The organism is Trichocoleus sp. FACHB-46 (assembly GCF_014695385.1).
GTDB lineage: Bacteria > Cyanobacteriota > Cyanobacteriia > FACHB-46 > FACHB-46 > Trichocoleus.
The window spans coordinates 135413-148352 of the sequence record NZ_JACJOD010000006.1 but is presented as its reverse complement, the minus strand read 5'-3'; the positions used below and the strand labels follow the sequence as shown (position 1 = coordinate 148352).

Genomic DNA, 12940 nt, shown 5'->3' with positions numbered 1-12940 from the left:
TTCGGAGAGGATTGAACACATGGCCTTTGAACTTCCCCCTTTACCTTACGACTACAACGCGCTAGAACCTTATATCTCAGCACGCACCCTAGAGTTCCACCACGACAAGCACCACGCAGGTTACGTGGCTAACCTGAACAAGTTCACCCAAGACACTGAGTTGGCGGATAAATCTCTCGAAGAAGTGATCCAGGCCACCTTCAAAAACCCAGATAAAGTCGGTGTATTTAACAACGCGGCTCAAGTCTGGAACCACACCTTCTTTTGGCACAGCCTGAAGCCCAGCGGTGGTGGTTCTCCCAGCGGTGCTCTATCGGACAAAATCAATGCTGACTTTGGCAGCTTCGATAAGTTCGTTGAAGAGTTCAAGAACGCAGCCACAACTCAGTTTGGTAGCGGTTGGGCTTGGTTGGCGCTTGATAACGGCACCCTCAAGGTCACCAAGACCCCCAATGCTGAAAACCCGCTCGCTCACGGCCAAACTCCCCTCTTAACCTTGGATGTTTGGGAGCACGCCTACTACCTCGACTACCAAAACCGTCGTCCTGACTTCATTCAAGCCTTCTTAGAGAATGTCGTGAACTGGGACTTCGTTTCTCAAAACTTGGCAGCAGCGGCTTAAACCACTTGCTCTCAATCGCAGCAGTTGACAGTTTTCTCAGTCCTGAGCTGAGCTAAATCACCTGCAACCACACTCAAACAGTCACGTTTTATTTCGTGGCTGTTTTCTGTTTGGCCGTGTTTCAGCAGCATCAATCCTTACAATGAAATAGCTTAAGAAAATTAATTATAAATTTAGCAATGAATAGCAACGAGATCGCTCAGTATATTGAGGCCACCAATGGTATGGCCAAGCCTTGGCTACTGCTGCAATTACGCTTGCAAAAACTGCAAGAGCGGCGAGACAGCATACCCGCAGATGAATATGCTAATGAGCTAGCTGACATCCACCAATCTCTAATGAATTTAGGAGAATGGTGGATAGGGATGGAAGACCAAGTGTTTTAAGCGAGCTGGCTTGTGACGCTGCTACTCCTGCTGTCCAGATAACGCTGCCGTGATTGCCTCAGAACCATGCCGAAAACTAAAAAGATCATTGCTGAGCCCAGCCTCACTGACTCCCAGTATTATTTCAGCCGCGAGATGAGCTGGCTGGAGTTTAATAACCGGGTCTTGCATGAAGCCTTTGACCCTCGTACTCCTTTGATAGAGCGCCTCAAGTTTATGGGCATTTTTAGCTCTAACTTGGATGAGTACTTTATGGTGCGGGTATCGGCCCTGAAGCAGCAGGTAGAAGCGAAGGTCAGCCAGCTCACCTCAGAGGGGCGCAATCCTCAAGAGCAACTCGATGCCATCTGCGATCGCCTGCGACCTATGGTGATCAAGCAGCATCGGCATTTTGAGCAAGCCTTGCGGCCCCAACTCGCCAACCAAGGCATTTATCTGCTCGACTACATGGACTTAAACCAAGAGCAGCGGGTTTATTTGCAGCGCTACTTTGAAGAGCAGATTTTTCCAGTGCTCACGCCTCTGGCGGTTGATCCGAGCCATCCCTTCCCCTACATTTCCAATCTCAGCCTCAACTTGGCGGTGGTGATTCAAGATCCAGAGACGGAGGAAGAATTTTTCGCCCGCGTCAAAGTTCCTAAAGTGCTACCCCGCTTCTTGCAGTTACCGGAAAACTTACAGCTACAGCACAAGGGCCAAGGCGGAGCTTGGACAGGAGTGCCGCTGGAGCAAGTGGTGGCTCATAACCTGGAGTCTTTGTTTCCAGGCATGAACATCCAAGAGTACTATCCCTTCCGGATTACCCGCAATGCCGACCTCGAACTGGAAGAAGATGAAGCCGATGATTTGATGCTTGCGATCGAGCAGGAGTTACGGAAGCGGCGGTTTGGCGGTTCCGTGGTGCGTTTGGAGATTCAATCTTCCACTCCCCCAGCAGTACGAGAAATGTTGATTCAGGAGATGTCGCTCGAGGAAAGCGATGTCTACGAAGTGGAAGGCATGCTGGGACTGAGCGATCTGATGTCCTTTTTGGCCTTGCCACGGCCAGATCTTAAAGATGCTCCTTGGTCTCCCGTTGTCCCAGCTCGTTTGCGGCGCTTGAGTCAACCTACGAGCGATCGCAATGGCCCAGAAGGAGAAGATGGGGAAGATTTCTTCAGCTTGATTCGGAAGCAAGACTTGATGGTGCATCACCCGTACCAATCGTTTTCGGGGACGGTGCAGCGCTTCATTACCCATGCCGCCCATGATCCAGACGTGCTAGCGATCAAAATGACGCTCTACCGCACCTCTGGCGACTCGCCCATTCTCAACGCCCTGATTGCTGCTGCTGAGAATGGCAAGCAAGTAGCTGTTTTAGTAGAACTCAAAGCTCGCTTTGACGAAGAAAACAATATCAACTGGGCCCGCAAGCTGGAAAAAGTGGGCGTGCATGTGGTTTATGGCCTAGTAGGACTGAAGACCCATACCAAAATTGCCTTGGTAGTGCGCCGGGAAGAGAACCGCATTCGTCGCTACGTCCACATTGGCACCGGAAATTACAACCCCAAAACAGCGCGGATCTATACCGATATTGGTTTGTTGAGCTGTCGTGATGAGTTGGGGGCTGATTTAACCGATCTGTTCAATTATCTAACGGGCTATTCCCGCCAACAGTCCTATCGCAAGTTGTTAGTCGCTCCAGTTAACTTGCGCGATCGCATGTTGAGCTTGATCTACCGAGAAATTGAAAACTGCAAAAACGGCTTGCCTAGTCGCATCGTCGCCAAAATGAACGCTTTGGTAGACAAGCGAATTATGGTGGCTTTATACGAAGCTTCTCAAGCAGGGGTCCAAATTGACCTCATCATTCGTGGCATCTGTTGCCTCAGACCTGGCATCAAAGGTGTCAGCGACAACATCCGTGTTGTTAGTATCGTAGGCCGTTTCCTAGAGCACTCCCGTATCTTTTACTTCCACAACGGAGGGGAGGATGAAGTCTTTATTGGCAGTGCCGACTGGATGCCACGCAACCTAGACCGCCGTGTAGAGGCAGTCGTATCCATTGAAGACCCAGACCTGAAAAAAGACTTACAAGAAATCTTGGGAACCATGCTCTCCGACAACCGCCATGCCTGGGAACTACAACCAAATGGCCGCTACATTCAACGTCGCCCCGCAGCGGACTGTCCAGAACTCAGCTCGCAAAAAATTCTCATGGAGATGGCAGCCAGCTCAACAACTTAAGCAACTTAAGAAGCGGCTTAGGAACGTCACCTTACCTGTATAACTCAATGCTTAAGCTGCTAAACATGAGATAACTATCAAGACCATCAAAAATAGTTTTCAAGGTATAAAATCCCACCTAAACCACCGTGATTTTGGCAGTCACCCGCTAGCCATAAATTCCTTCTTGCGATTCGCCCCAACGGTAGAGGGATTTCAGTAGTGCCTACTACTAGACTAAAATTGTCTAAATCTGAAATGTCTCTTACTTGACTGAGTAGTCATGTTATCCTGTATGCGCTCTGCCCTCCGTGTCCTTGTTGTCGATGATCATGAGTTGACTCGACTCAGCCTCAAGCTGGCTTTACAGAACCAATCCAACATTGAACTGGTTGGTCTAGCGAGTAATGGTCAAGAAGCAGTTGAGCTGGTTAAGCATCAGCACCCTGATGTAATTATTATTGATTTACAAATGCCAGTTTTGGATGGTTTAAGCGCATCCACCCAGATTAAAAGCTTTGCTCCCAATATTCGCATCATCGCTTACTCATCAGTAGACGATCCTCAAACAGAGGTGATGATTCAAACAGCCAAAATTGACGCTTTCTGCAAGAAAGACGTTGCGACTCATGAACTTGTAGCTTTGGTGAAAGAACTAGGGCAAGCAGCTAAGAATGCGAGTGCCTAAGCATCCACAACCTTTACTGCCTGGAAGATAAGTCGTTCCAGGCAAGGGGTTAAGGCGATGGAAGTTTAGAGATTTCCTGCTTCTGGGAAGGTTCGTTGAAATTCGTCAATCAAATCATCCATCTCTTCTAAGGCCTGATTCACATCAATTCTCAGAGTTCCTAAATCAGGCTGTTCTAGTAATCTTAGTAAAGTTTCCCGCTTGCTTTTAATCAGCGTAATCCGCTCTTTAATGGTTTCGGCGTTCATTTTTGTATCTTTATATTTACTTCTATTAAGTAAGATAAACCATCTTCGGCCCTAGTCACGGGCTCAACTCTATTCTTATGACCTAGCCCAGGTTAAGAGCTGCAAGTCACTGGGATTTAGCCTGTGATTTACCTTGAATTGGTAACACTAATTAATATAGACATGCCTCAGTCTCAGGATAGACGAGCGCAGAACTAGTGCAGAAAAGGTGGTCGCTTGCTATCACTTGTCTTAGTCCGCATTACTTCAGTGATGAAGCGCTTGAGTGCCTTCTCGCGGTTTTTCATAAAAGCGGCCCAAAAGCCTGGCTGGAACTCATCCATAGTTTTAGCCAGTGCCCAAACATCCACGGCCAAGATGTTGTAGAGCGTTTCATCTTCTCGCTTGAGAGAATCAATCTGCTCTAATAATTTACCTTTGGTTGCGGATGGCTGCTTTTCGTCTTTGATCATGGCTCGGACCTACTGAAGACCGTAAAAAGGGACTGAATCACATTCGCTGAGAGTGGCACTCATACTATCTAGATGAACCATAAAGATGAGTTAGATGGCCAAGCCTCCCCAGAGTACCTCCCGCTGAAGTGGGCGATCGCGCCTCGGCACCTCCAGCATATCTCGCTATTCATGAACGCTCACTTTGCTAACCACAATCTTCTAGCTCTGATTTCTGGCCTCTAGCTCTGCTTTTTGGCAAGAAACTTTAGGCTTCAGAGAAAAATTGTCGGAGCTTAGGTCCACCAAACTTCCTGTAAAGGTAATGATATAAAGGTTAACTTTGCACACCGCTTAATTCATCTCATTAACAAATATGTTACGTCAAACTTCTCTAGGAACGCTGGGATTAGGAGTAGGTGGGGCTCTAACCTTAATCGGTTTTGTAGCTTACTTTTCTAGTAACGCCACCTTAAATCTTGTGGGATTCTTCTATGGCATTCCGCTACTTCTAGGAGGGTTGGCGCTGATAGCTTCAGAACTCAAGCCAGTTCCTTATACACAACCCACACCACCAGCGATCGCTGAGCTACGGGATCAGCAAGCCACCACAACCCAGAATCAGATTCGTAAAGATGTGACTCGCTATCGGTACGGCCAATCTGCTCATTTAGACTCTTCGCTGAGCCACCTAGGGTTAAGCCCTACCAATGAGGAGCGTCCTGAGCTGATCGGCATTCGCGAAACCCAAATTGATGCTGCTTATGCCTTGATTTTGGAGTTCAATTCTCCGCTCATTTCCTTGGAAACTTGGCAGCAGAAGCAAGCAAAAATAGAAGGGTTTTTTGGTCCTGGCATTCGAGTCCAACTAACCCAACCAGTAGAGCGTCAGATTGAAGTGGCTCTGATTACTGCACCCCCAGCCCAGCCTCAAGCCACTGACTGAGCAATTGCAACCCCCACGTTCCTTACTTTTCCAGTCTGACTACATACCACTGCAAAAAATCCCCAGGCCCCATATCGAGTTCGCAAGAAGTGTCTAGCAGATATTGGGCCTGGTCTGGGATAGAGCTAAGCTTCTGCAAATCTTGAGGCAGGCTGTCTTGGCGTTGGGCTAAAATCGCCTCCAGTTTGCTGAGCAGTTCAGCAGCCGTGAGAAATTGTTCTGGCTGATTAGCTGCCAAAACCACAAAATGGTCCTGCCTGTACATTAATGGGTCGGGCATAAGCTTTATAAATTGAGAGTTTCAGCTTTTTGGGCGATCGCGCTCATACAGATATCCTAACAACGCCTCCCGAGAAGGATGGCGTTTAGCTTTCAAGTTCTAAGACTTGAAATAGAGACGTTTGCAACCTTTCATCTACAGCCCCCGTCTGCATCCCTATGATCCGCTCAGCTTGCCTCATTTTCAATCCCATCGCTGGCCAAAGCGACCCAGCCCAAGATTTAGCTAAAATTCGGGCTTTGCTGGAGCCAGAGATGGAGCTAGAGATTCTATCGACGACCAAGACAGTCGATGCGGATCAACTTGCCTATAACGCGGTGCAGCGAGGAGTGGAAGCTTTAATCGCCTCTGGCGGGGATGGCACTTTATCGGCGACCGCAGCCGCTCTGGTCGGTACCGATATTCCTCTGGGGGTGATTTCACGCGGCACCGCTAACGCCTTTGCCAATGCGCTCGGCATTCCTGACAGCATTGAAGCTGCTTGCGCCACCATCTTGGCCGGAGAAACTAAAAAGGTAGATGCGGCTTACTGTAATGGCAAACCCATGCTCCTGCTAGCTGGGATTGGCTTTGAAGCTGAGACGGTTGAACAAGCAGACCGCACTTCTAAAAATCGCTTGGGTATGCTGGCTTACATCCTAGCCGGAGTCAAGCAACTGGGGCAGCTACCTGCCTTTGACGCAGAAATTGAAACAGATGACCAAATTATTCAAGTTTCCGCTTCGGCGATTACCGTGGCCAATGCAGCCCCACCCACTTCAATTCTGGCGCAGGGACCGGCTGGGGTGATTTTTGATGATGGTTTGCTTGACCTAACGGTAGTGGCTCCCCGCAATGTAGCAGGGGCGATCGCAGCTTCCTATCATCTGCTGCAATCTGCCCTGACTGGCAACGCCACCGAGCGGGATGACATTGGCTATTTGAGAGCAAAACGTCTGAAAGTTTCAACTCAGCCTCCCCAGAAGGTAGTTTTGGATGGGGAACTAATTGGTACAACTCCCATCGAACTAGAGTGTGTCCCGCAAGGATTAACTATTTTTGCACCGTCCGCGCCTGAAACCGTTATCGAAGAAAAGTTAGATGGGTTGCCTAACTTAGTTGTGGTTTCTAAAGCGCAATTAGAGTCAGAGGACGACGAAAAATCTTCTGAGGTTCGGTAATCTCACCAGACTTCCATCTATTTTCTCAATCTAATTAATCTATTTTCAATAAATATCCGGAGGCCAATTTCTTGGTTTGGATATTATGTATTCTTCATCAGAAAACCTAGTGCTCGGAGTAACTTCTTGCTAGTGGCATCTATTAATTTGACTTGATGCTATCTGTGCCAGTTGAGAAAGCGACTGTGTCAACCAACTCAAACTAATCCGACACGCTAGATTAGAAATATCGGATCACATCCAGCAAACCTTTATCTAGAAAATATAGATAATGGTTTTTTTGCTTTGAAGGTGAAAATTCTGAGCTGGCCAGTCTTTTTAGAGAGTCAAAAATCCCAGATCTGCTACCTCTAGAAATCTGAAATTAAGTCAATTTATCCTGGAACTTTCCAAGCAGGTTCTTCGACTATAAATTCAGGAACGCAAACATTAACTTCACCCTTTGAGGGAACCAAAATGACACTCTCTCTGAAATCTATTGCTGCTTTTTCTGCTTTGTCTGTTATTGCGATCGCACCTCTACTTTCTGCTGGTTCTGCTTCTGCTCAACCTAGAAAAGGATTCAGTGATAGCTATGTCGGTGCAGGTGTAGCGGCAGGTGTCACCAACGGTGGCCAAAACAATGATGCTGCAACCTTTGGCGGCACGATTGATGGTCGCTTCGGCCTTCGCAAAGCTCCCGTTTCTCTGCGCGGTTCAGTTATTTACAGCGACGACACTAGCGCTATCATTCCGATGATCACCTATGACAAAGGGATCACTAAAAATACCCAAGTTTATGGCGGTGTTGGCTATTCTTTTGTGGAAGCAAACGGCCAGCCAACCCCAGTAGGTAACGATGATGCAGTTATATTAACTGCTGGTGTTGAATCCAAAGTCACCAAAGATGTAGTGGTTTACGGTAACACCAAGTGGGGCATTAACGCTTACCAAAATGGCCCTGCTGATTCTCTAAGCTTCCAAGCTGGTGCAGGTCTACGCTTCTAAACTCACTGAAGCTACTTAGGCTTAATATTGCCTCAAGGCCGCTATGACAACAGGCTAAGTTGTAGGCATTCATCTGCTAGTTTTTAACCGTTAGTTCTGATGCAGCCTTTCAGCAACTCTACATCAGCTCAGCAAGACTGAATAGTAATTCAACTCAGCTTTAGTCGGCTCCTAACTTTGGTGTTAGGAGCTTTTTTAATAGTTAAAAACTAGCTTCAATAAATAATATTTTTGAGTTTGATGGCTTAATTTTAACAACAAACTCAGCCGTCACTTTAACTTAAGCATTTTGCTTACAGCAGTTGTATAACAGCGAAATATCTGTTTTGAGCACCTTAACCCGAAAGATAAGGAGTGCTTGTCAATGTAATGCTGAGTTCGCTGGTTGTAGCTCTGCTTTCTCGCTTTGCTTCACACGAGTTTACAGAGAAATTCTGAAGCGATATCATCAACTTACTGGGTTGCAACTTGAATGAGTAAAGTTGGCTAGCGTTAGACTTGAATCTGCTTGGTTTAGAACTCCCTTTTCCCTCAAGTTAGGGTGGACTTTCATGCAAAATTCCTGACAAGCAGGTTGACCCAGCAAATGCAATGATAAAATAAATAGATTGACCGTAATTCCGGGCGGATTACCGGGAATCAAAAAGCTTAGAACTACTGAGGCTCTGAACTAACTAAAGGCTTTATGGTTCAGACCTGACTTTAACTGCAACGTTTGGTTGTATTCCACACCTCTGACTATTTTCAATTCGTACCGCAACTCCGATGGTTAAAACTCCGACTCCGACTCCCGTGGCTCGCAAACCTTCTAAGGTAGAAGGTCTTAAGGAACGTAGCCAATTTTTACGTGAACCTGTTGCCAGTGAATTGCTACTTGATACTAATTGTTTTACAGAAGATGCGATTCAAATCCTGAAGTTTCACGGTTCCTATCAGCAGGACAATCGGGACAACCGGGTTAAAGGGCAGGAGAAAGACTACCAGTTTATGCTGCGGACTCGGAGTCCAGGTGGCTTTATTCCCCCCCAGCTCTACCTGACTTTGGACCAATTGTCAGACGACTATGGCAATGGCACCTTGCGCGCTACGACCCGCCAAGGATTTCAACTCCACGGCATCCTAAAGAAAAATCTGCGAACCGCGATCGCCGCGATTGTCAAGAGCATGGGTTCCACGCTAGGAGCTTGTGGCGACCTGAATCGCAACGTCATGGCACCGCCCGCGCCCTACAAGAATCGGCCTGAGTATATCTACGCTCATGAGTACGCCAACAGCATTGCCGACTTACTCACCCCCCAAACAGGTGCTTATTACGAAATTTGGTTGGATGGCGAAAAGTTTGTCAGTGCTGAGGAGCGTCCAGAGGTTAAGGCAGCTCGGCAACAAAACGGTAATGGCACCATTTTTCAGGACAGTGAGGAGCCGATCTATGGCACTTACTACATGCCCCGTAAATTCAAAATTGCGGTCACGATTCCAGGAGATAACTCCATCGACCTGTACTCGCAAGATTTGAGCTTGGTCGTGATTACCAATGAGCAGGGCGAGCTAGAGGGGTTCAATATTCTGGCAGGTGGCGGTTTAGGCCGTACCCACGGCAAAGAAGACACTTTTCCTCGCATTGCCGATCCGCTAGGTTATGTCGATAAAGCGGACATTTACGAGGCAGTCAAAGCGATCGTGGCGACGCAGCGAGACAATGGCAACCGCAGTGATCGCCGTCACTCCCGCCTAAAATACTTGATGGAAGAGTGGGGGGTTGACAAGTTCCGCAGCGAGGTGGAGCAGTACTTTGGCAAGCCATTGCAACCCTTCAAGCCGTTACCCGAATTTAAGTATCTAGATTTTCTCGGCTGGCAAGAACAGGGAGATGGCAAGCTATTTCTCGGCATCTCTGTGGAGAATGGCCGCATCAAAGATGAAGGTGCCTTTCAACTGAGAACTGCGTTGCGAGAAGTGGTGCAGCAGTACAATCTGCCCATCTTGCTGACGGGTAGTCAAGATGTGATGTTGTGTGACATTGCTCCTAGCGATCGCGCCGCCATTCAAGCCATATTCGATCGCTGTGGTGTGCAGGTTGATCCCGAGCAGATCGACTCTCTAGTGCGCTATTCGATGGCTTGCCCTGCTTTGCCCACTTGCGGTTTGGCTGTCACCGAATCTGAGCGAATTATGCCAGAGATTCTGGAGCGGATTCGCGCTTTGCTAGACAAAGTGGGTCTAGAGCAGGAGCACTTTATTATTCGGATGACAGGTTGCCCTAACGGCTGCGCCCGTCCTTACCTAGCAGAACTCGGTTTTGTGGGCAGTGCTCCAGAGCATTACCAAGTCTGGCTCGGGGCTTCTCCGAACCAAACCCGCCTATCTCAGCCTTATGTGGAGAAGCTCCACATCAATGACTTAGAAATTGGACTAGAGCCAATTTTTGTCTACTTCAAGCAATCTCGCACACCAGGGGAAAGCTTTGGCGACTTCTGCGATCGCGTTGGCTTAGAGGCAATTCGGCAGTTTGCTGTGGCTTACCAATCTGAACCGCCCGAGCTTGTGAGTAGCTACGCCGCTACCATCAGCACTGCTAACGATGAAGCGATCGCTACTGTGAGCGAGACTGATGGGCTTGGCAAAATCCGCCGCCGCATCACGGTTCGAGAAGACCTTTATGCCAGTCTGCAAGCGATGGCCACTCAGCAAGGTAAAAAGGTGTCTCAACTGGCTACCGAAGCGATCGCAGCTTATGTGCAAGCCAACCAAAAGCCGTAGTTCTTAAGATCTACGAAATCCGATCCTTGGGGGCACTCGCCCCCAAACCCCCCTGAGAGACAGTTGCGTCCCCCAGCCCCCCTGCAAACGAACGTAATTGTAAGTGTTTCGAGATTTTTCTTTTCTCGCTTTTTAACTCCTGACTTCTTTCCGCCTTCATCTCATACCAAACGAGAGATGCCACACTAGGCTCATCCAGTTTGTAATAGAGGATACGAGAACCTATCTCTCCTATGGGGTGGAATTATGACTTGGCTAGAACGGCACTTTGGTCAGGAGTGCAGTAAAAAATTCCAGTCGGAGACTCAGAAGCACCCAGACGAAGCGGGGATGACTCCTGGGCTTACAGGTGAGTATGACTTAGAACTCCGAGAGAAGGCGGGTATGCATCAACCTCCGCCCGCTCCAGAGCATATGGGACTTGAAGGTGAATATGACCCGGCGGGTTTGTCGAAGCGAGTTGCGATCGCCTTCGATCGTGATCCCCAGATTAGTGAAATTGACAGCTTAGAAATTGACCAGAACGGGGGCACGATTATCCTCAAAGGCTCTGTGCCTAACTCAGAGATTCTGGAACACATCACAGGTATGGCAGCCAAAGTGGACGGCACCCAGGCAGTAGACACCTCACAAGTCAGCGTAGCTTAAGCCCATCTTGGGCCTTAGCTTTCTGGATTGGTCACTAAATTCAAGGGTGGGAGCTGCATCGTAAAAACCGTCCACCCGTGGCTGCTCTCGACTTGAATGTTACCTTGTAGCTGCTCTACCAGCCGCTTGACTAAGGCTAGGCCTAAACCAGTACCTCCTTGCTTCCACGGGTCAGCATGGGGAACCCGATAAAACTTATCAAAAATTCGCAGGAGTTCTGTTGGGGGAATTTCGGCTTGATTTTGAATAATTAGGCAAGTGAGAGGAACTGACTCAAAAGGTGGTGAAGTACTAGTCACCTGCTCTGCCTTCAGAATAATTTGGCCACCCGCCGGGGTGTACTTGCAAGCATTATTCAGTAATTCGACTAACATGCGCTCTAAGCTGGCGCGATCGGTAATTAAGGGCGGAAAGTTTTCTGGCAGGTCAATCTTGATTACCTGTTGATGTTCTTGCAGGCGGGAACGGAAAGGCTCAATTAAGCTAGAGAACCAATCCTGTAAATTGATCGCCTCTACTAGAAACGTGGGATAAGATGCTGCTTCTAAACGCTGTAAATCTAGTAGGTCGTTAATTAGGTCAATTTCACGAGCACATTCTGCTTTTAAGATTTCCAAATACCGCTGTTGGCGTTCAGCGTTGGTAGCGATCGTCAACATTTGCAGCGCCATTTTCATATTTGACATCGGCGTCCGTAGCTCATGGGACACCGTGCTCAAAAAGTCATCTTTGAGTTGATTCAATTTTTGCAATTCTGCTACGAGCCGAGCTTGTTCAGCCTGCTGGCGGATTGCTGCCTTGGCTTTGAGTTGCTCTGTGCGATCGCGGAATACTAAAACAGCGCCCATTATTAAGTGTTGGTCGTTCTGTAGCGGCGTAATACTGTACTCAATGGGAATATCTTGGTCGTCACTGCATCTGAGGCTGGTTTCTACGGCAGTTTTCATGCCCAGGCTGGTGTCAAAGAAGCTGCTGATGGGCTGCTGGAGGATGCTCTGAGTGGCTTCATCCTCGGTTTGGAAAACAGCGATCGTGGGCTTCCCAAGAGCTTGGGCTTGCTGCCAGCCAGTCAAACTTTCAGCCACGGGGTTCATGAACGTAATCAACCCTGTCGTGTCAATTGTAATCACAGCATCAGCGATGCTTCTCAAAACAGTTGACAGCCACTGCTCTCGCTCTTGCAACTGCCTCTCTAACCGATGCCTGGCTAAAGTAATTTCGATCGTTGTATTGAGTTCTCGTTCTTTAAAGGGTTTCAATATGTAGCCGTACGGCTGAGTTTGTTTAGCACGAGCTAAGGTGTCGTCATCAGCGTAGGCCGTCAAGTAAATAATTGGTAGTTGAAAGCGGTGGTGAATTTGTCTAGCTGCTTCGATTCCATCGATCGCACCTTTGAGGCGAATATCCATTAAGACTAAATCCAAGTGACTCTCGGACGCTCTCAAAATAGCTTCTTCACCAGAAGCAGCAACCACAGGCACTGCATAGCCAAATTTCTTCAATCTGTTTTGCAGATCTTTGGCGACAATGCTTTCATCCTCAACCACCATTATGTTTATAGTTGTCATTTTCCTAGGTG

The 12940-nt window shown here is 48.0% G+C and carries 14 protein-coding genes; 10 read left to right on the top strand and 4 right to left on the bottom strand.

Going from position 1 to position 12940, the window contains the following annotated elements:
- Positions 1-19 precede the first annotated feature (19 nt).
- The 4 genes from H6F72_RS00975 (at position 20) to H6F72_RS00960 (ending at position 3901) form a co-directional block, all read left to right on the top strand.
- Positions 20-622 carry a superoxide dismutase gene (locus H6F72_RS00975; protein ID WP_190431166.1) on the top strand — a complete coding sequence of 201 codons (603 nt, stop codon included), beginning with the start codon at positions 20-22 and terminating at the stop codon, positions 620-622.
- 179 nt (positions 623-801) lie between these two features.
- Positions 802-1008 carry a hypothetical protein gene (locus H6F72_RS00970; protein WP_190431165.1) on the top strand — a complete coding sequence of 69 codons (207 nt, stop codon included), beginning with the start codon at positions 802-804 and terminating at the stop codon, positions 1006-1008.
- A gap of 66 nt (positions 1009-1074) precedes the next feature.
- Complete coding sequence (gene ppk1 / locus H6F72_RS00965) at positions 1075-3234, top strand: polyphosphate kinase 1 (protein WP_190431164.1); 2160 nt, start codon at positions 1075-1077, stop codon at positions 3232-3234.
- 262 nt (positions 3235-3496) lie between these two features.
- Positions 3497-3901, top strand: coding sequence for a response regulator transcription factor (locus H6F72_RS00960; protein WP_190431163.1), 405 nt, complete (start codon positions 3497-3499; stop codon positions 3899-3901).
- A 65-nt stretch (positions 3902-3966) separates the two neighbouring features.
- On the opposite strand, the gene H6F72_RS00955 is transcribed toward H6F72_RS00960, so the two are convergent.
- Both H6F72_RS00955 and H6F72_RS00950 read right to left on the bottom strand, forming a co-directional pair.
- A complete protein-coding gene (locus H6F72_RS00955) occupies positions 3967-4149 on the bottom strand; it encodes a hypothetical protein (protein ID WP_190431162.1) in 183 nt (60 codons plus the stop codon).
- Positions 4150-4343: 194 nt separating this feature from the next.
- Positions 4344-4601 carry a hypothetical protein gene (locus tag H6F72_RS00950; protein WP_190431161.1) on the bottom strand — a complete coding sequence of 86 codons (258 nt, stop codon included), beginning with the start codon at positions 4599-4601 and terminating at the stop codon, positions 4344-4346.
- 72 nt (positions 4602-4673) lie between these two features.
- Between H6F72_RS00950 and H6F72_RS00945 the strand changes: the two genes are divergently transcribed.
- Complete coding sequence (locus H6F72_RS00945) at positions 4674-4826, top strand: hypothetical protein (RefSeq protein ID WP_190431160.1); 153 nt, start codon at positions 4674-4676, stop codon at positions 4824-4826.
- Between the two features lie 130 nt (positions 4827-4956).
- Positions 4957-5526 carry a DUF2854 domain-containing protein gene (locus H6F72_RS00940; protein WP_190431159.1) on the top strand — a complete coding sequence of 190 codons (570 nt, stop codon included), beginning with the start codon at positions 4957-4959 and terminating at the stop codon, positions 5524-5526.
- Between the two features lie 22 nt (positions 5527-5548).
- On the opposite strand, the gene H6F72_RS00935 is transcribed toward H6F72_RS00940, so the two are convergent.
- Positions 5549-5806: a chlororespiratory reduction protein 7 gene (locus H6F72_RS00935; protein ID WP_190431158.1), complete on the bottom strand. Its 258-nt coding sequence runs from the start codon at positions 5804-5806 to the stop codon at positions 5549-5551.
- Positions 5807-5964: 158 nt separating this feature from the next.
- On the opposite strand from H6F72_RS00935, the gene H6F72_RS00930 reads away from it, so the two are divergent.
- From H6F72_RS00930 to H6F72_RS00915, 4 genes are all read left to right on the top strand, one after another.
- The gene (locus H6F72_RS00930; protein WP_190431157.1) at positions 5965-6966 is read left to right on the top strand and encodes a YegS/Rv2252/BmrU family lipid kinase; all 1002 of its coding nucleotides are present in this window, start codon (positions 5965-5967) and stop codon (positions 6964-6966) included.
- Positions 6967-7422: 456 nt separating this feature from the next.
- Positions 7423-7953 carry a hypothetical protein gene (locus H6F72_RS00925; RefSeq protein WP_190431156.1) on the top strand — a complete coding sequence of 177 codons (531 nt, stop codon included), beginning with the start codon at positions 7423-7425 and terminating at the stop codon, positions 7951-7953.
- A gap of 765 nt (positions 7954-8718) precedes the next feature.
- Entirely contained in the window at positions 8719-10713 is a 1995-nt protein-coding gene (gene sir / locus H6F72_RS00920; RefSeq protein ID WP_190431155.1) for a sulfite reductase, ferredoxin dependent, read from the top strand.
- A 246-nt stretch (positions 10714-10959) separates the two neighbouring features.
- Entirely contained in the window at positions 10960-11361 is a 402-nt protein-coding gene (locus H6F72_RS00915) for a BON domain-containing protein (protein ID WP_190431154.1), read from the top strand.
- Positions 11362-11375: 14 nt separating this feature from the next.
- On the opposite strand, the gene H6F72_RS00910 is transcribed toward H6F72_RS00915, so the two are convergent.
- Positions 11376-12929, bottom strand: coding sequence for a response regulator (locus H6F72_RS00910; RefSeq protein WP_190431153.1), 1554 nt, complete (start codon positions 12927-12929; stop codon positions 11376-11378).
- Positions 12930-12940: the final 11 nt, after the last annotated feature.

Excerpts from the sequence above, each read along its gene's own strand:
- H6F72_RS00950 (WP_190431161.1), bottom strand. The coding sequence starts at position 4,601 with ATGATCAAAGACGAAAAGCAGCCATCCGCAACCAAAGGTAAATTATTA.
- H6F72_RS00955 (WP_190431162.1), bottom strand. The coding sequence starts at position 4,149 with ATGAACGCCGAAACCATTAAAGAGCGGATTACGCTGATTAAAAGCAAG.
- H6F72_RS00935 (WP_190431158.1), bottom strand. The coding sequence starts at position 5,806 with ATGCCCGACCCATTAATGTACAGGCAGGACCATTTTGTGGTTTTGGCA.
- H6F72_RS00915 (WP_190431154.1), top strand. The coding sequence starts at position 10,960 with ATGACTTGGCTAGAACGGCACTTTGGTCAGGAGTGCAGTAAAAAATTC.
- H6F72_RS00940 (WP_190431159.1), top strand. The coding sequence starts at position 4,957 with ATGTTACGTCAAACTTCTCTAGGAACGCTGGGATTAGGAGTAGGTGGG.
- H6F72_RS00960 (WP_190431163.1), top strand. The coding sequence starts at position 3,497 with ATGTTATCCTGTATGCGCTCTGCCCTCCGTGTCCTTGTTGTCGATGAT.
- H6F72_RS00910 (WP_190431153.1), bottom strand. The coding sequence starts at position 12,929 with ATGACAACTATAAACATAATGGTGGTTGAGGATGAAAGCATTGTCGCC.
- H6F72_RS00975 (WP_190431166.1), top strand. The coding sequence starts at position 20 with ATGGCCTTTGAACTTCCCCCTTTACCTTACGACTACAACGCGCTAGAA.
- ppk1 (WP_190431164.1), top strand. The coding sequence starts at position 1,075 with ATGCCGAAAACTAAAAAGATCATTGCTGAGCCCAGCCTCACTGACTCC.
- sir (WP_190431155.1), top strand. The coding sequence starts at position 8,719 with ATGGTTAAAACTCCGACTCCGACTCCCGTGGCTCGCAAACCTTCTAAG.
- H6F72_RS00970 (WP_190431165.1), top strand. The coding sequence starts at position 802 with ATGAATAGCAACGAGATCGCTCAGTATATTGAGGCCACCAATGGTATG.
- H6F72_RS00930 (WP_190431157.1), top strand. The coding sequence starts at position 5,965 with ATGATCCGCTCAGCTTGCCTCATTTTCAATCCCATCGCTGGCCAAAGC.
- H6F72_RS00945 (WP_190431160.1), top strand. The coding sequence starts at position 4,674 with ATGAACCATAAAGATGAGTTAGATGGCCAAGCCTCCCCAGAGTACCTC.
- H6F72_RS00925 (WP_190431156.1), top strand. The coding sequence starts at position 7,423 with ATGACACTCTCTCTGAAATCTATTGCTGCTTTTTCTGCTTTGTCTGTT.